This window comes from Paenarthrobacter sp. 4246 (assembly GCF_040546855.1).
Taxonomy (GTDB): domain Bacteria; phylum Actinomycetota; class Actinomycetes; order Actinomycetales; family Micrococcaceae; genus Arthrobacter.
Genome location: NZ_JBEPOP010000003.1, coordinates 52,541 through 70,571, shown reverse-complemented (window position 1 = coordinate 70,571; position 18,031 = coordinate 52,541). Strand labels below are relative to the sequence as shown.

Below are 18,031 nucleotides of genomic sequence, written 5' to 3'. Positions count from 1 at the left end.
GTTAAAAGAACGGTGGAGCGGGCCGTTTGGCCCGCTCCACCGGTTCAGAACTTGTTGTTACTCTGCAGCTGCAGCAGCAACGATGTTCACTACGCGACGTCCGCGGCGAGTACCAAACTCAACCGAGCCGGCCTGCAGGGCGAACAGGGTGTCGTCGCCACCGCGACCCACGCCTGCACCGGGGTGGAAGTGCGTGCCACGCTGGCGAACGATGATTTCGCCTGCGGAGACTACCTGACCACCGAAGCGCTTGACGCCCAGGTACTGTGCGTTGGAGTCACGACCGTTGCGAGTGGAACTCGCGCCTTTTTTGTGTGCCATGTGAAATGCCTGCCTCTAAATTTCTGGGGAAACTGAAAAACCTGAACAGCGGGTAACGAAAGTTACGCGATGCTGGTGATCTTGATCTTGGTCAGTTCCTGACGGTGACCCTGACGCTTCCGGTAGCCGGTCTTGTTCTTGAACTTCTGGATGACGATCTTCGGACCACGGAGGTCCTCGAGGATCTCAGCCGTAACCTTGACGTTGGCCAGTTCCGCAGCTGCGGAGGTGACCTTCTCGCCGTCAACCAGGAGCAAGGCGGGCAGCTCAAGCGTGCTGCCGGCTCCACCGGGGACGCGGTTAAGCGTTACGTAGTCTCCAACGGAAACTTTTTCTTGGCGGCCGCCTGCGCGGACAATCGCGTACACCACTTGGGTACTCACTTCTCTCGACGTTTATAACTAAATTTGCGTGCGGAACCTGGAACCGAAATCAGGCTTGGTTCGCGCTGTGCCTCAACGCCGTGGACTTCTGATCGAAGTCCGCGAGTCATCCCTTGAACAATTCCAAGGGGCATAACCCAAGTGTTGGCGTAAGCACCGAAGATCAAGATTACGCTAGTTTGACCCTCGGCTGCAAATGAGGCCGGGTCCGGAGGCTACCACGTGACTTACGTCACCAGTTGTAACGGACTCTCCCGGCACCGTGCCCATACAGCCTACAGGGTTTGGGGCGATTAACGTGATTTGACCCGCGACGCGCTGGGGCTCTTTGAAGCTCGGGGATAAAAAGCCCGGACAGGAACGGTCAGGCGAACAGCCGCGGAGCGTCGAAGAACGCAGTTTCGTAGCGGCAGGACTGGGCAAAAGCCTCCACCATTGACGCCCGCTCCCCCTCGGAAGCTGCCGCCGCTGCTGCGTCCGTGAAATTGATCGCATGCCTGGTGGCTTCAGCAAACTCTTCATCGGCGTAGGTCCTGAGCCAGTCCGCGTAGGGATGCGCTGCCGGAGATCCCGCCTCCACGAACGATGCATGGAGCTGCTGGCCCACTTCTGCGTAAAGCCAGTAGCACGGCAGGATGGCCGCCAGCAGCACGGAGTAGCTGCCCGTGGCCGAGGATGCCAACAAGTGGTCCACGTAGGACTTCGTGACGGGTCCGGTCACCGGGGAAGCCTCTCGGGTGCTGAGCCAGTTCCTGTGCAGTTCCGATTCGACCTCAAGGCACTGCTGTGACGCTTTCGCCCAGAACAGTTGTTCCTCCTCCGTGGGGGCAAGGGCGCCCGCGCGCGCCAGGGCCCTGGAGTACCCGTTAAGGTAGATGGCGTCCTGCGCGAGGTAGTAGCTGAAGGCTGCTTCAGGGAGGTCGCCCGATTGCAGGCCGTCAATAAAGCTGAGCTTGTAGATTGCCTCAAGCTCCGGAGCGGCTTCCTTCCACAGCGCCGCGGCGAATTGCCCCGGCCTCAGGACCTGATGGTGGTGGAAATGGTTGACCGGCCCATTTCCCTGGCCTACGTCGAGGCTGTCCGCATGCAGCAACGCCTGGAGCAACCACGGCTTGACCTCACGCAGGGAAGCTTCCCAATCGCCTGTGCGGGCCTGGACAGTGGCCAGTGCCGACGACAACGAACAGCCCGTGCCGTGGCTGTTCTTCGTTTCCACGCGGGGTCCGGCTACCTCAATGACGTCCTGCCGAAGAAGGCCGCTGGTGTTGACCAGGGCATCCGGGCATTCCACACCTGCCAGGTGTCCGCCCTTCACCAGGACCGTGGTGCCGCACTCGGCAGCCAGCCGCTTGCCCTGGTTCAGCGCCGAATCCCAGTCAGCAGCTTCAGGCTCCCCCAACAGCATCGCGAGCTCCGGGAGGTTCGGGGTAATAAGATCCGCCAACGGCAGGAGAGCACGCAGGGCTTGCTCGGCAGACCCACGCAGGAGGCGGTCACCGCTGGTGGCCACCATCACCGGGTCAAGGACCACGACGGCGGGACGCACCGCCTCGAGCCAGCCGCGGACCTCATCGATCACCGCAGCGTCACCCAGCATGCCGATCTTGACGGCATCGATGGCGATGTCCGTGCTGACGGCTTCCAATTGCTGTCGCAGGAACTCCACCGGAGGAACATGGAGGGCACTGACACCCAGCGTGTTTTGCGCGGTCAACGCCGTAATCGCCGCCATACCGTAGCCGCCCTGCGCGGCAATGCTCTTCAGGTCCGCCTGGATACCGGCACCGCCGGAGGGGTCGGAGCCCGCGATACTCAGTACGCGAGGCGTTTCACGGCCCCAAACAACCAAAGGGTACACAGGAGAATACGACGATGAGGTCATGGGGACATCCCTTCGCCGGTGCTAACCGGACAGGTTCAACGGGTCTGGATCTCAGCCTGGCCCAATGCCCGGCACCCCGTGTCAGTCCCCCAGCCTAGCCGGGACGCAGCAGGGCCCGTAAACTGCGCTACGCAGAAGACCGGTTATGACCGCTGTGAGCAGACAGCAAAGGGCCCCCCATTACCCGCTTATGGCGGGTACTGGGGGCCCTTGCGGATCAGATGCTAGAGCTCCGAAGCGGGAACGCCAACCCCAAGGATGATGGGTTCCTCGGAGGCTACCTTCTTGGCAGGCTCCGCCGGCGCTTTGGCCTCGTGCGCCGTTCCACGCGCTGCCGTAGCAGTTACCTCGTGGTGCTCAACACTGGTCTCGTTGGCTGCACCCTGCGCACGGCTCGCACTGCGGTTGCGACGCCCTCGGCGGGACTTCGACGCCGCAGCAGCTTCAGGGTCCTCATCTGCAAAACCTGCCGCGGCGGCTTCCGGCGCGGCGGCTGTCTTGGAAGGAACCACTGTTTCGGGTTTTGCCTCGGGTGCTGCGCCAAGGTGGGAGAACGCTTCGGCCAGGAGATCCAGGCTCATGGCAGGCTTGGCTGCAGGCGGCTCCTCGTGGTGTTCCCCGATTGGCAGGGCCACCTCTTCCCCGCCGAAGCGCAGAACCGGAGTGGACCGTGCTTCACGAACCGGTGCTTCCCGGTCTGATTCGCGGTCGGCGTGCTCTCCCGCCCCGGACTGTGATGCAGCAGGCGCCTGGTGCTGGCCGGCCGCCCGCGCCTCCTCTTCTGCACGGTGAACTTCGTCATCATGGAGGTGGGCAGCGTGGGCGGCAGCAGCGATCGTCGCAAGTGCAGCCCGGGTTGCCTCCGCCTTGGCCTGCTTGGCTGGATCCTGCGGCTCTGTGGCAGCAGGAGGTGCGGCAGGGGCAGAAGCAGTGGTGTGGACCGGCGCAGGAGCCTCGGTGACAGACTGTCCGCCACCCTTGCCACGGCGGCGCTTGCGTTCCGTTCGGGCTGTGGGTTGCTGCGCCTCAGTGTGGGGGCGGTGGTGCTCGGCAGCCACAACGTTGGCGCGGCGGTGCTCCACGGGTTCATCGTGGGTGACCACGCCGCGGCCGGCACAGTGCTCGCACTGCTCACCGAAGACCTCAAGGAGTCCGGTACCCATGCGCTTGCGGGTCATCTGGACAAGGCCCAGTGACGTCACTTCAGCCACTTGGTGCTTGGTACGGTCGCGACCAAGGCACTCAACCATGCGGCGGAGGACGAGGTCGCGGTTGGACTCAAGGACCATGTCGATGAAGTCGATGACAATGATGCCGCCGATGTCACGCAGGCGAAGCTGGCGAACAACTTCCTCGGCAGCTTCGAGGTTGTTCTTGGTGACGGTTTCTTCAAGGTTTCCACCGCTGCCGGTGAACTTACCGGTATTGACGTCCACCACGGTCATGGCTTCGGTGCGGTCGATGACCAGCGAACCACCGGACGGGAGGAAGACCTTGCGTTCCAGCGCCTTGTGGATCTGCTCGTCGATACGCCAGGCACCAAAGATGTCCTGGTCCTTGGTCCACTTCTCGAGGCGGCCCACAAGGTCGGGGGCAACGTAGGTGACGTAGGCCTCAATGGTGTCCCAGGCCTCGTCGCCTGAAACGATCAGTTTGGAGAAGTCTTCATTGAAGACGTCACGGACCACTTTGATGGTCAGGTCCGGTTCGCCGTAGAGGAGTTCCGGCGCCAGGACCTTGGTGGAGGAGGCCTGGCCTTCGATGCCTTCCCATTGGGCGCGCAGGCGGTTGATGTCATGCGTCAGTTCTTCTTCCGACGCACCTTCAGCAGCCGTACGGACAATGACGCCTGCGTTTTCCGGCAAACGATCCTTCAGGATGCGCTTGAGGCGGTTGCGTTCGACGTCGGGCAGCTTGCGTGAAATACCGGTCATGGAACCACCGGGCACGTACACCAGGTAGCGGCCGGGCAGGGAGATCTGGCTGGTCAGGCGGGCACCCTTGTGGCCTACGGGGTCTTTGGTGACCTGGACAAGGACGGAATCGCCGGACTTGAGCGCATTCTCGATCCGACGCGGCTGGCCCTCGAGGTTGACCGCGTCCCAGTTGACTTCACCGGCGTACAACACGGCGTTGCGGCCTCGTCCGATGTCCACGAAGGCAGCTTCCATGGACGGCAGGACGTTCTGGACCTTGCCCAGGTAGACGTTGCCGATCAGGGAGTCCTGCTGGGTCTTGGAGACGAAGTGCTCGGCAAGCACGCCGTCTTCCAGGACGCCGATCTGAATTCTGTCGTCGCGCTGGCGGACAATCATCTGGCGGTCCACTGATTCGCGGCGGGCCAGGAATTCAGCCTCGGTGATGACCTGGCGGCGGCGTCCGGTCTCGCGGGATTCACGGCGGCGCTGCTTCTTGGCTTCAAGCCTGGTGGAGCCCTTGACGCTGGTCACGCGATTGGAGGGAGCAGTTTCCGTGATGGGGCGGGGAGCACGGACACGGGTGACTGTGTTGGGCGGATCATCGTCCGAGCCGCCGGTCAGTTCAAGGTCCTGGTCGCCACGGCGGCGACGACGACGCCGACGCGAGGTCACTCCTTCGTCGGAGGCTTCAGCGGCAGGGATTTCCTCGTCGTCAGACTCGGCGCCCTCTCCGGCTTCGCTTTCTTCGCGTTCGGTTCCGCGGCGGCCGCGGCGACCACGGCTCCGGCGGCGGCGACGACTACCGGCATCTTCCAGCTCATCCTCGGCACCGGCCTCAGATTCTTCCTCGGGCTCATCTTCCTTCGCCTCCACCGCGACAACGCGGGGAACAGTGGTGAGGTCCGGAGCCTGGAAAATCATGGACGTGATGGAAACCGGCTCCAGGAAAAGCGAAGCAGATCCTGCAGCGGCGGCTTCCTCCTCTTCGGGGGTTGCCTCAACAGGAGCCGCATCAATGGTTGGTGCTTCAGCGGCAGGCGACGATTGCTGGGAGGCGGCGTCCGGCGTCGTGGTTTCAACTGTGGTTTCCGCAGCAACAGTTGCTTCGTCGGCGGCAGGCGCCTCTGCTTCAACCTTGGGCTTGGCAGTACGACGACGGCGGACCGGCTTTTCGGGGGCAGGCTCGGCGACGGCTTCGGGCTGGGTCTCTACAGCGGCTTCCGGCGCGGCAGCGACGTCCTCACCCAAACCGGGCAGTGGCTCAGCGGGTTCTGCTTTCTTGCGTGAGCGGGTACGTCGTACCGGCGCAGCGGGGGCATCCGTTGCTTCAGGGGCCTCCGTCGATTCAACGACAGGCGCTGCTGCAACCTGTGCCTCGGCGTCAGCTGCAACTTTGGGCGCAGCCTTGCGCCGGGTCCGGGTGGCTTTCTTTGGCGCTTCCGCAGTTTCCGCGGGAGCTGCCTCGTTATTAACGGCTACAACCTGGTCATTATCCATATGTGGCAACACTCCTGCCCCAGCGACACCGCCACATCCGGCGCCCAGTGGGGCAAATATTGTCAAAACCCGCAGGCGTTGACAGAAGTCGGTAGTATGCTTTCCGGTTCGCACCATCATTGGGGTGCGGCAGCCCTGGAAAGCCGGCGCCATTGTTCTGAAACCCGTTGTTCTGCTGCCACAACCAGGTGCCGTCCATTGTCATGGCGGGCCCACCAAGGATCACGTGATCCAGGCGTGCCCAGCTCATACTGGCGGTCTTGGGAACAAAGTCACCGGACCGGATTCCGAATGTGGATCGGGTTCCGGCCATGTTCATTCTCTCACACCCGTTCACCTTCCCACGGTAGGCCGCTGTGTCGCAGCTCCCAGGGAACGGACACCACCCTGAAGCTTGGGGGCACCGTCCAGCCTCCGGAGTTAGAATCCTCCCAAGAGCCCATACCGGCGTGGCCGGACCATACATTGAAAAGGACCAGATCCGCGATGCCGAGCACAGCCAGGGGAAACCTGGCCAATCAATCCACCAACTCCGTGGAGGATTTCTCCACGCAGGCAGGTCCACACCAGGATTCACTCCCCCGGACTGTCCGTGACAAACCCTTTGCCTGGCTGCTGTTGATCACCGGCGTGATCGGATGGGTGGCGTCCGGAGCCTTGGTACTGGAGAAGCTTGAAGTTCTCAAGGACCCCAACCACGTGACCGTCTGCGATGTGAATCCCTGGGTTTCCTGCGGCGCGGTCATGCAGACACCACAGAGTTCCGTGTTCGGGTTCCCCAACATGTTCATCGGCATTGTCGCCTTTGCCGTCATCATCACCACGGCGATGGGCATCCTCGCGGGGGCCAAGTTCTCACGAGGCTACTGGTTGGGGCTCCAGGCAGGCGTTACCTTCGGCTTCGCCTTCGTGGTCTGGCTGTGGTCGCAGGCCCTCTACGCGATCCACGTGCTCTGCCCGTTCTGCATGGTGGTGTGGGCGGCCATGATCCCGTTGTTTGTCTGGGTAACCATCCGCAATGTCACCCATGGAGTCATCAAGGCGCCACCGGCCTTGGCAAAGCTGCTGGGAGAGTCCGGCTGGATCATTGTGGCGCTCCTGTACGTTGCCGTCACCGCTACCATCTTCTTCTCGTTCATCCACATCTTCGTGGGGTCCTCCGCATAGGAAAAACCCACGCGAGGTGACAGAAAAGGCCAATGTTCGTGATGAACATTGGCCTTTTCTGTATTTCGGTGAGGCGTGACTAGCCTGCGAACCAGATTTTGATTTCGCGCTCGGCCGAGTCAACGGAATCCGAGCCGTGAACAAGGTTCTGCTGGACTGCCAGGCCCCAGTCGCGGCCGAAGTCACCACGAATGGTGCCCGGTGCCGCCGTGGTGGGATCCGTGGTTCCAGCCAGCGAGCGGAAGCCTTCAATGACACGGTGGCCCTCGAAGACCGCCGCGATGACCGGTCCGCTCAGCATGAATTCAACCAGTGGCTCGTAGAACGGCTTGCCCACGTGCTCCTCATAGTGCTGCTCCAGCAGCTCGCGGGATGCGTTGACCTTCTTCAGTTCCGCCAGGGTGTAACCCTTGGCTTCGATCCGGGCGAGGATGGTTCCGCCCAGGTTGCGGGCGACGCCGTCGGGCTTGACCAGGACGAGGGTCCGTTCAATGCTCACAGTTGCTCCAATGTGGTTGGTCGGTGGTTTTCCCAGCCAGTTTACGGGGTTTGCGGGTCTGCTTCGTCACCGTGGGCAGCATCCCATTCGGCCTGTTCACGGTCCCGCTGGGCTACTTCACGGTCAATCCTCATGCCGGCCCTGATCCCGTACCACCAGCAGATGGCGAACAGGATGCCCACAATGAACATTGTTGGCTCTGCAAAGCCCGTCAGGATCAACACCAGCTGCAGCGCCCAGCCAACGGCGATCCCCCAAGGCTTGGACAACACAGCGCAGGCGAGGACCAGCACCACGCTCAAGGCGATGCCCACGCCCAGGATGATGCCGGGGGCTACCTCCCCGCGCCTCAAGCCGAAGACCGCCAGCGTGCCGAAGAACGCGACGAAGGCTTCGAGGAGGAGCACGGTGGATGCGAACATCACTTTGGTGGAGCGGCGCTTCCTGGGCATGCCGGGGCGCCATTCACGCTGCGCCTTGGTCATTTTTGCCATGTTTAGGCACCGGCCTTTCCGAGCAGGATCCTGGCCTCGGCCACCACGGTGATGGAGCCGGTCACCAGGACGCCGCCTGCGAGGTCGTCGTTGGATTCCGCACGCTCCACGGCCCATTCAAGGGCGTCATCGAGCTTTTCAGCAATGTGGATGTTGTCCTCGCCGAAGCCAAGGTCGACGGCGAGTTCGGCCAGTTCCGCTGCGGGAACGGCACGCGCCGAGTTGGATTGCGTGAAGCAGAATTCTCCGGCAAGTCCACCGAGGGAATCCCTGAGGGTCTTCAGGATTTCCTCCGCGTCTTTCTCGCGCAGGACTCCTACCACCACTACGAGCTTGCTGAAACTGAAGGCCTCCTGGATGGCCTCAGCTGAGACGCGGATGCCATCCGGATTGTGCGCAGCGTCAACCACCACGGTAGGCGCCGTGCGGACAACCTCCAGCCGCCCTGGCGACGTCACGTTGCCGAACGCTTCCGTCAGCACCTCTGCATCGAGTTCCTTCTCTCCCCCGCCGAAGAAGGCTTCCAGTGCTGCAACGGCGACGGCAGCATTTTCAGCCTGGTGGGCCCCATGGAGCGGAAGCAGCAGGTCCTCATAGCGGCCGGCCAATCCCTGGATGGTGAGCACCTGGCCACCCACGGCCACTGCGCGGGACTCAACACCAAATTCAACGCCCTCGAACCGGAACGGCACGTCCACTTCGCGGGCTTTCTCCAACAGGACCTGCGCGGCGTCCACCGGCTGGGCGGCGCTGACCAGGAACCCGCCTGGTTTGATGATGCCGGCCTTCTCATAAGCGATGTCCTCGGTGGTGTCGCCCAGGAGATCCGTGTGGTCCAAAGAGATCGGCGTGATGACCGAGACTTGACCGTCGCCCACGTTGGTGGCGTCGGTGATGCCGCCCAACCCGACTTCGATCACGGCAACATCAACCGGCTGGTCCGCGAAAACAGCAAAGCCCAGAATGGTGAGGCACTCAAAGTACGTCAGGCGCGGCTCGTTGCCGGCCTCGAGCTCGCTGTCCACGATTTCCAAGTACGGGCGGATTTCGTCCCAGATTCGCACGAAAGTCGCGTCGGGCACAGGTTCGCCGTCGATGCTGATGCGCTCAGTGACCTTGGACAAGTGCGGGCTGGTGTACCGGCCCGTGCTCAGTCCGTGGGCACGGAGTCCGGCCTCGATCATGCGGGCCGTTGACGTTTTGCCGTTGGTACCGGTGATATGAATGATCGGGTACGCCTTGTTCGGCTCCCCCAGCACGTCCATGGCACGGAACAAGGGGGCCAGGCGCGGTTCCATCTTGTTTTCCGGAGCACGGCCCAGAAGTTCGGCGTAGACGCTTTCTACTGAGAATTCGTCAGTCATGGTCAGGCTCCTGCCTTGGTGACCGTGACCTGCGGTTCGTCGACGCCGGCCAGCAGAACCTCCAACTCAAGGGTCAGCGTTTCTGTCTTGACGAGCTCCGCGTTGGCTTCCAGGGCGTCGACGACGTCCTGCGCGGCCTCCACAGAGGTGCGGATGCGGTCGCTCACGTTGAATCCAGCGTCCTTGCGGGCCTGCTGGATGGTGCGGACCATGTCCCGGGCCAGCCCTTCTGCGGCAAGCTCCGGGGTGACCTCGGTGTTCAGGACCACAAAGCCACCGCCAGGAAGTACGGCTACTGCCGAGCTGCCGCCGTCGGCCGCTTCCGCAACCACAGTCTCCAGCGTGTATTCGTGCGGCTCGAGCTCGAGGCCACCGGCAACCACAACACCGGCATCATCGACAGACCAATCGCCGGACTTGGATCCCTTGATGGCCTGCTGGACGTTCTTGCCCAGGCGCGGTCCCGCAGCCCGGGCGTTGACCACCAGTTTCTGCTCGATACCGAATTCCTCAGGCGAGGCAGTAGCGGCGTCCAGCAGACGAACCGAGCGCAGGTTCAGTTCATCAGCGACGACGGCGGCAAAGCCTTCCAGCGCGTCTGCTCCAGGTGCCACAACAGTCAGTTCCTGCAAGGGCAGGCGGACGCGCAGGTTAGCGCCCTTGCGCAGGCTGGAACCGGTGGAGCAGATCTGCTGCACGCGATCCATGGCCTCCACCAGCCCAGCGTTGGCAGGGAACAAGGACGCGTCCGGCCAGTCAGCCAGGTGCACCGAGCGGCCACCCGTGAGACCACGCCAGATCTCCTCGGATACCAGCGGCAACAACGATGCCGACACCCTGCATACGGCTTCCAAAGCCGTGTAGAGCGCGTCAAAGGCGTCAACATTCTCGTCGAAGAAACGCTGGCGGCTGCGGCGGACGTACCAGTTAGTCAACATGTCCAGATAACTGCGCAGTTCATCGCAGGCACCGGAGATGTCATAGCTGTCCAGGCTGGCAGTGACGTTCCGGACCAGGTCCCCGGTGTTAGCCAGGAGGTACTGATCGAGTGTGTCGGCATAGCCGTCGTAACGCAGCTTCGCTTCGTAGCCCGCACCGCCATTGGCGGCATTGGTGTACAGCGTGAAGAAGCTGTAGACGTTCCACAGCGGCAGGATGACCTGACGGACGCCATCGCGGATACCTTGCTCGGTCACCACGAGGTTCCCACCGCGAAGGATGGGGCTGGACATGAGGAACCAGCGCATGGCGTCGGAACCGTCGCGGTCCAGGACCTCGGACACATCCGGGTAGTTGCGCAGGCTCTTGGACATCTTCTGGCCGTCGGAGCCCAGTACGATGCCGTGGCTGATCACATTGCGGAAGGCCGGGCGATCAAACAGCGCGGTGGACAGGATATGCAGCATGTAGAACCAGCCGCGTGTCTGTCCGATGTACTCCACGATGAAGTCCGCCGGGTTGTGGGTGTCGAACCATTCCTCGTTTTGGAATGGGTAGTGCACCTGTCCGTACGGCATGGACCCGGAATCGAACCAGACGTCCAGGACGTCCTCGACTCGGCGCATGGTGGATTTCCCCGTGGGGTCGTCCGGGTTGGGACGGGTCAGTTCATCGATGAACGGACGGTGCAGGTCCACTTGGCCTTGGTTGTTGACCGGGAGGCGGCCGAAGTCGGCCTCCATTTCCGCCAGCGAACCGTAGACGTCGGTGCGCGGGTACTCGGGATCATCCGACTGCCACACGGGGATGGGTGAGCCCCAATAGCGGTTGCGGCTGATGGACCAGTCGCGGGCGTTGTCCAGCCATTTGCCGAACTGGCCGTCCTTGACGTTGCCCGGGATCCAGTTGATCTCCTGGTTCAGCTCGGACATGCGGTCTTTGAACTTGGTGACCTCCACGTACCAGGATGACACTGCGCGGTAGATCAGGGGGTTCCGGCAACGCCAGCAGTGCGGGTAGCTGTGCTCGTAGCTTGCCTGGCGGACCAACCGGCCATCGGCGCGGAGCACCTGGGTGATGGGCTTGTTGGCGTCGAAAACCTGCAGGCCAACGATCGAGGCCAGCTCGCCATGGGCAAACAGCGGCAGGAACTTGGCGCCTTCATCCACGGAGAGGACTACAGGGATACCGGCGTCTTCACAGACCTTCTGGTCATCCTCACCATAGGCCGGAGCCTGGTGGACGATGCCCGTACCGTCGGTGGTGGTGACGTAGTCCGCCACCAGGAATCGCCAGGCATTCTGCGTCCCGTACTTCTCAGTATCCGCAAAGTCGTTCCACAACGGCTCATACTCAAGGCCTGCCAGCTCGGCGCCTGTGTGGGTGGAGACAACGGCGGCAGTTGCGGCAGCGACGCCGTCGGCACCGTCACCGTACCCCAGGTCCTTGGCGTAGGACCCCACAAGGTCAGCAGCGAGCAGGAAGCTGCCGGTGACCGGGGCTTCAGCGGAAGCCGCCTTCACACCGTTCGGTCCTGCGGGCAGGACGGCGTAGGAGATGTCAGGTCCGACGGCGAGCGCCAGGTTGGTGGGCAGCGTCCAGGGCGTGGTGGTCCATGCGAGTGCCTGGACACCTGCAAGGTCTTGAGAGAGACCGGTGTCGCCTGCCTTGATGGGGAACGTGACCGTCACCGTCTGGTCCTGGCGGTTCTTGTAGACGTCGTCGTCCATGCGGAGTTCGTGGTTGGACAGAGGGGTCTCGTCCTTCCAGCAGTATGGGAGGACACGGTAACCGTTGTAGGTCAGGCCCTTTTCATGCAGCTGCTTGAAGGCCCAGAGCACCGACTCCATGTATTCGACGTTGAGGGTCTTGTAGTCGTTCTCGAAGTCCACCCAGCGGGCCTGGCGGGTGACGTAGGCCTTCCACTCGTTGGCGTACTTCATCACGGAGGCGCGGCAGGCGTCGTTGAATTTATCGATGCCCATGGCTTCGATCTGTGTCTTGTCCGTCATGCCGAGCTGCTTCATGGCCTCGAGCTCTGCCGGGAGGCCGTGCGTGTCCCAGCCGAAGCGACGCTCTACGCGCTTACCGCGCTGGGTCTGGTAGCGGCCTACGAGGTCTTTGGCGTAGCCCGTGAGCAGGTGGCCGTAGTGCGGGAGGCCGTTGGCGAAGGGAGGGCCATCGTAGAAGACGAATTCGTTGCTGCCGTCCTTACCCGCATCACGTTGGTCGATGCTGGCTTGGAAGGTGCCGTCTTCGTCCCAGTATTTGAGGATGCGCTCTTCGATTTCCGGGAACTTCACGGAAGCGGACACGCCGTGCGTGCCGGACGAAGACGCTGAGGCCTTGGGGTAGTGGGTCATCTCATATCCTGTGATAGCTGGTTGACTGTCAGGATGCGAGGACGGCGTCTGTGCTGCCTGTCGGCTGCGCAGGTACCGCGGTACCACCTCACTTACCGGAACGGATATTCCGGCCTCTCATTACTGCTGTGACGGGCTTACCCGTCCGGTTCTACTGGGCGCCTGCCACCTTTGCAGGTGGTCAGAGCTGTTCTTCCGGAAGCTCACCGGTGATGGCCGGGTCAAAGCTGCTCCCCCAAGTCTAGCGGCAGCCTGGCGCCTCCCTCTACCCGGAGTTCATCCCAAGGATGGAGCCCGGTGGCGCCGCTGAAACATAGACTCATCCCCATGATGCTTCCTGCTCCTGCACTTCAGGAAAGCCGCCCCCGGCAGTCCGTGTCCATCGCGTGGTCGGTACTGGGCCTGGTGATGTCGCTGCCGGTAGCGGGGCTGTCGATTTTCCGTGCCATCCCTGCTGAATGGCCCCTCGTTGTGGTGCAGTTGCTGTCCTTCACACCCTGGATGGTGCTGCCCGCGGCGCTTGCGCTGGTGCTTGCTGTGGTGGGGCGGCGGTGGTGGGTCATCCTCACGACGGCGGCGCTGTTGGCGGTTCAACTCTTCTGGCTGTTCCCTTTGGACAGCGGAAAAGCGGAAGCACTGCCGGCAGGGACGGCCACGGCTTCGCTGAAGGTGATGAGCCTCAACTCCGAGTATGGCGAGGCGGACGCGGCGACCATTGTGAGGCTGGTCCGCGGGAAGGGTGTCCAGTTGCTGACGATCCAGGAACACACCCAACGGCTTGAAGACGCCCTCCGCTCAGCGGGCCTGGAGCACGTGCTGCCGAATCTCCTCAGCCAACCCAATGACGACGCGTCCGGTGGCGCTGTGTACTCCGTGTTCCCGCTGGAGGCCGTGGGGCTGCTCCCTGACACCCCGTTCCGGATGGACGTGACCCGGGTACAGGTCACGGATGCCGGTGCTGGTTCCACGGCGGCGCTGAACCTCACCAACGTCCATACCCTTCCACCGGTTGATGAGCGGATCGGGCAGTGGCGCAGCGATCTGGACAAGCTGTCCCGGCAGGCTTCCCGGCCCGGGAACCATCTGTTGGTGGGCGACTACAACGCAACGTACGATCACGCCGAGTTCCGTTCGTTGCTCGATAACGCCTTGGGTGGTCAGCAAACGGGCACGAAGCTCATCGACGTCGGCATTGCTTCCGGTGGGCGGTTCTCCCCGACGTGGCCCATGGAGGGACAGCCGCTGCCGGGCATTGTCATCGACCACATGGTCACCTCGCCCCGGATCAGCAGCAGCGGCTACGCGGTCCTCCACGTTCCGGGCACCGACCACGCCGCCATCCTGGCAACGCTCAGCATTCCGGCCGGTTAACTTTCCCTGCGGATCAGCTTGTGGTTGGCTGCCTGCGCCACAGGACGAACGACGATCTGGTCAAGGTTGATGTGGTGCGGCAACGATACTGAATACGCCACTACGCCTGCAACGTCCCCGGCGGTCAGCGGCTTGTCCACACCGGCATAAACCTTGGCGGCCGCGTCTTTGTCGCCCAGCCGGTTGAGCGCGAATTCCTCCGTGTACACCAGCCCTGGAGCCACCTCGATGACCCGGATGTTGTTGCCCACCTCTTCCAGGCGCAAGGCGTTGGTCATGGCGTGCTGGGCAAACTTGGCGGCGTTGTAGCCGGCACCGCCCTCATACGCCGACAGGCCGGCAGTGGAGGTCAGGTTCAGGACCGTACCTTCGCCGTTGTCCCGCAACATGGGCAGGAACGCCCGGGTGATCTTCATGGTCCCCAAAACGTTGACCTGGTACATCCATTCCCAATCCTCCGTGTCGGCGTTGGCGATGGTGTCCGCGCCGCGTGCACCGCCGGCGATGTTGATGAGGGTGTCAGCACCTCCGGCCGTGGTCACGGCCTCCAGCAAGGCGGCGACGTCGTCGTCGTTGGTGATGTCAGCGGTGAACGGCACAGCACCGATTTCAGCGCCCAGGGCCTCGAGCCTTTCGGCCCTGCGCGCCACTGCGAATACCGTCCAGCCCGTGGAAGCCAGGGCCCTCACGGTGGCTTCACCGATGCCGGTGCTTGCACCGGTCACCACGGCCGTCCTGTTCGTGCCGGAATTCTGTCCTGAGGGGGTGCTGTGCGCTGCCGAAGTCATGGCACCACCTTATCCGGGGGTGCACAGTCATTCCCCGGCGGGCTGTAACGCCAGGCCATGAAACAATTGATCCATGGCTGAATCAACGCAGGGTACAGACACGCCCGCCACCAACCCCATCAACGTTCCCGACAAGCCGGCCCTTGAAGGCCTTGAGGCTGCCTTGACGCAGCGCTGGCTGGCTGAAGGAACCTACAAGTTCAACCCGGACACCACCCGGGAGCAGGTCTACTCGATCGACACTCCCCCGCCCACGGCATCCGGCTCGCTTCACGTGGGCCACATGTTCTCCTTCACCCAGACTGACGTCCAGGCCCGGTACATGCGAATGACCGGGAAAAACGTCTTTTACCCCATGGGCTGGGACGACAACGGCTTGCCCACCGAGCGCCGCGTCCAGAACTACTATGGTGTGCGTTGCGATCCCGCCATCCCCTATCAGGCCGACTACACGCCGCCCGCGCAGCCGGCCAAGAACCAGCGCGACTTCGACGTCGTCTCGCGCCAGAACTTCATCGAACTGTGCGAGGAACTCGCCGTTGAGGACGAGAAGGTCTTCGAGAACCTGTTCCAGACCCTGGGCCTGTCCGTGGACTGGGACCTGACGTATCGCACCATTGACGACACTTCACGTGCGGTGTCCCAGCGAGCCTTCCTCGCGAACCTCTCTGCCGGTGACGCCTACATGGCCGAAGCTCCCACGCTTTGGGATGTGACGTTCCGCACGGCTGTTGCACAGGCCGAACTTGAGGACCGCGAAGTTGCCGGCGCGTACTACCGCTACCCGTTCTTCACTGAAGACGGCGAAAAGATCTTCATCGAGACCACCCGCCCGGAACTGCTGGCTGCCTGCGCGGCCCTGGTGGCAAACCCCGACGACGAACGGTACCAGCCGCTGTTTGGCAAGACCGTGAAGTCCCCGCTGTTCGACGTCGAGCTTGAGGTCAAGGCCCACCCCCTCGCCAAGGCGGATAAGGGCTCCGGCATTGCCATGGTGTGTACTTTCGGCGACCTCACCGACGTCACCTGGTGGCGCGAACTGCAGTTGCCCACGCGTGCCATCATGGGCCGCGACGGCCGCATCATTGCCGACATCCCGGAATGGATCACCACCGAGGCAGGCAAGGAAGCCTACGCTGCGATCGCGGGCAAGACCGCTTTTTCCGCCAAGGAAGCCGTAGTTGAACTGCTCAAGGCAGCGGACCTGCTGGACGGCGAACCGAAGAAGATCACCCACCCGGTGAACTTCTTCGAAAAGGGTGACAAGCCCCTCGAGGTTGTTACGTCACGTCAGTGGTACATCCGCAATGGTGGCCGCGATGAGGAACGCCGCGAACGCCTGATCGGTCGAGGCCAGGAAATCACCTTCCACCCGGCCTTCATGCGCTCCCGCTACGAGAACTGGATCGCCGGCCTGAACGGTGACTGGCTGGTTTCCCGCCAGCGCTTCTTTGGCGTGCCCATCCCCGTCTGGTACCCGCTGGATGCCCAGGGCAACCCGGATTACGACAACCCCATCCTGCCCTCGGACGATCTTCTGCCCGTGGATCCCGCTGCGGACGCTGCTCCCGGCTTCGACGAGGCGCAGCGTGACCAGGCCAACGGATTCACAGGTGACGCCGACGTCCTGGATACCTGGGCCACGTCCTCGCTCACCCCGCAGATTGTGGGCGGCTGGAGCCGTGACGAGGACCTGTTTTCCAAGGTCTACCCCTTCGACCTCCGTCCGCAGGGCCACGACATCATCCGCACTTGGCTGTTCTCGTCGGCCGTTCGCGCTGATGCCCTGCAGAAGAATGCCCCGTGGAAGCATGCGGCCATCTCCGGCTGGATCCTGGACCCGGACCGCAAGAAGATGTCCAAGTCCAAGGGCAACGTTGTGGTGCCCACGGATGTGCTCAACGAGTACGGTTCCGACGCCGTCCGTTACTGGGCCGCCTCTGCCAAGCTTGGCGCGGACACTGCCTACGAAATTGCGCAGATGAAGATCGGGCGTCGCCTGGCCATCAAGCTGCTGAACGCCTCCAAGTTCGTGCTCAACCTTGGTGCCACCGAGAACTCCGTGGTCTCCGGTGACCTCTTGGTGCTGACCAACCCGCTGGACCGTGCGCTGCTCGCGCAACTGTCCGACGTCGTTGCCCAGTCCACCAAGGCGTTTGAGAACTACGACTACGCCCGCGCGCTCCAGATCACCGAGTCCTTCTTCTGGCAGTTCACGGACGACTACGTAGAGCTCATCAAGGACCGCGCCTATGGTGCCGCCGGCGAGACTGAGCAGGCCTCGGTCCTTGCTGCGCTGGCGACAACGCTGGACTCACTCCTGCGTCTCTTCGCACCGTTCCTGCCCTTCGCTACCGAAGAGGTCTGGGGCTGGTGGCGCGCAGGGTCCGTCCACCGCGCAGAGTGGCCCGCTGCCTTGGAAGTCACCGACGGCGACACCACCATGCTGGGCACAGTGGGGATCGCTCTCAGCGGCATCCGCAAAGCGAAGTCCGAGGCAAAGGTCAAGCAGCGCACAGAGGTGGTCTCTGCCTCGATCACGGCCTCAGAGGTTCTGGTGGCCCAACTGAAGGCCGGCCTGGGCGACTTGAAGGCAGCCGCCAACGCACAGGAAATCACGCTCCAGTCCGGTGAAGGCGAACTGACCGTCAGCGACGTTGTCCTGGCGCCTGCCGAGGAGACGTCCGCGTCCCAGTCGTAGTCCCGGAAGTCACTGCGCCCATTGATTCAGGGCAAAGGGGAAGCCCCATCAGCGTTTTGCCGTTGGTGGGGCTTCGACTTTTCGGCTGTCTGGTGATGTCTTGACAGTCTGGCGGAATCCTAGGAATTTCAGGTCTTCCTACCTCATCACTGGTAGCCTGCTTCCAACTTTGCCAAAGGCTGCGTTGGTTGCAATCACTGAATCTTTGGTTTCCGTGTCCCTCTTCTTTCGAAGTGGGTAAGAACCATTGTTGTCCCGCTGAATGCAATGCACAAGACCCTTGGAAGAACTACAAACCTGTAGTTCTCCTGCGCTCCGGGGGCTACCTGTGGCAGAGTATTGA

At 62.7% G+C, this 18,031-nt stretch carries 12 protein-coding genes and 1 riboswitch; of the genes, 3 read left to right on the top strand and 9 right to left on the bottom strand.

Going from position 1 to position 18,031, the window contains the following annotated elements:
• Positions 1-57 precede the first annotated feature (57 nt).
• From rpmA to ABIE35_RS05660, 4 genes are all read right to left on the bottom strand, one after another.
• Complete coding sequence (rpmA, locus tag ABIE35_RS05675; protein WP_024816903.1) at positions 58-321, bottom strand: 50S ribosomal protein L27; 264 nt, start codon at positions 319-321, stop codon at positions 58-60.
• A gap of 62 nt (positions 322-383) precedes the next feature.
• Entirely contained in the window at positions 384-692 is a 309-nt protein-coding gene (rplU, locus tag ABIE35_RS05670; protein ID WP_024816904.1) for a 50S ribosomal protein L21, read from the bottom strand.
• A 376-nt stretch (positions 693-1,068) separates the two neighbouring features.
• Positions 1,069-2,586, bottom strand: a complete 1,518-nt coding sequence (thiD, locus tag ABIE35_RS05665) for a bifunctional hydroxymethylpyrimidine kinase/phosphomethylpyrimidine kinase (RefSeq protein WP_354513139.1) — start codon at positions 2,584-2,586, stop codon at positions 1,069-1,071.
• A riboswitch (TPP riboswitch) is annotated at positions 2,577-2,675 on the bottom strand. (Overlaps the previous gene by 10 nt.)
• 135 nt (positions 2,676-2,810) lie before the next feature.
• The gene (locus tag ABIE35_RS05660; protein WP_354513137.1) at positions 2,811-6,002 is read right to left on the bottom strand and encodes an Rne/Rng family ribonuclease; all 3,192 of its coding nucleotides are present in this window, start codon (positions 6,000-6,002) and stop codon (positions 2,811-2,813) included.
• A 486-nt stretch (positions 6,003-6,488) separates the two neighbouring features.
• Between ABIE35_RS05660 and ABIE35_RS05655 the strand changes: the two genes are divergently transcribed.
• Positions 6,489-7,169 carry a vitamin K epoxide reductase family protein gene (locus ABIE35_RS05655; protein ID WP_354513135.1) on the top strand — a complete coding sequence of 227 codons (681 nt, stop codon included), beginning with the start codon at positions 6,489-6,491 and terminating at the stop codon, positions 7,167-7,169.
• A 79-nt stretch (positions 7,170-7,248) separates the two neighbouring features.
• Here ABIE35_RS05655 and ndk read toward each other — a convergent pair whose 3' ends face one another.
• Genes ndk through ileS form a run of 4 tightly spaced genes read right to left on the bottom strand, consistent with a single transcriptional unit; the run spans position 7,249 to position 12,828 of the window.
• On the bottom strand, positions 7,249-7,668 hold the full coding sequence (gene ndk / locus ABIE35_RS05650; RefSeq protein WP_089595301.1) for a nucleoside-diphosphate kinase: 420 nt from the start codon (positions 7,666-7,668) through the stop codon (positions 7,249-7,251).
• Positions 7,669-7,709: 41 nt separating this feature from the next.
• Positions 7,710-8,162 (bottom strand): DUF4233 domain-containing protein, encoded by a 453-nt coding sequence (locus ABIE35_RS05645; RefSeq protein WP_354513133.1) that lies wholly within the window; start codon positions 8,160-8,162, stop codon positions 7,710-7,712.
• Positions 8,163-8,164: 2 nt separating this feature from the next.
• Positions 8,165-9,526, bottom strand: a complete 1,362-nt coding sequence (locus ABIE35_RS05640; RefSeq protein ID WP_354513131.1) for a bifunctional folylpolyglutamate synthase/dihydrofolate synthase — start codon at positions 9,524-9,526, stop codon at positions 8,165-8,167.
• Between the two features lie 2 nt (positions 9,527-9,528).
• Positions 9,529-12,828 carry an isoleucine--tRNA ligase gene (gene ileS / locus ABIE35_RS05635; protein ID WP_354513129.1) on the bottom strand — a complete coding sequence of 1,100 codons (3,300 nt, stop codon included), beginning with the start codon at positions 12,826-12,828 and terminating at the stop codon, positions 9,529-9,531.
• Between the two features lie 327 nt (positions 12,829-13,155).
• Here ileS and ABIE35_RS05630 point away from each other — a divergent pair, with 327 nt between their 5' ends.
• On the top strand, positions 13,156-14,199 hold the full coding sequence (locus ABIE35_RS05630; RefSeq protein ID WP_354513127.1) for an endonuclease/exonuclease/phosphatase family protein: 1,044 nt from the start codon (positions 13,156-13,158) through the stop codon (positions 14,197-14,199).
• On the opposite strand, the gene ABIE35_RS05625 is transcribed toward ABIE35_RS05630, so the two are convergent.
• Positions 14,196-14,987, bottom strand: coding sequence for an SDR family oxidoreductase (locus tag ABIE35_RS05625; RefSeq protein ID WP_354513125.1), 792 nt, complete (start codon positions 14,985-14,987; stop codon positions 14,196-14,198). The genes ABIE35_RS05630 and ABIE35_RS05625 overlap by 4 nt on opposite strands.
• A gap of 73 nt (positions 14,988-15,060) precedes the next feature.
• On the opposite strand from ABIE35_RS05625, the gene valS reads away from it, so the two are divergent.
• Positions 15,061-17,688, top strand: coding sequence for a valine--tRNA ligase (gene valS / locus ABIE35_RS05620; protein WP_354513123.1), 2,628 nt, complete (start codon positions 15,061-15,063; stop codon positions 17,686-17,688).
• Positions 17,689-18,031 lie beyond the last annotated feature (343 nt).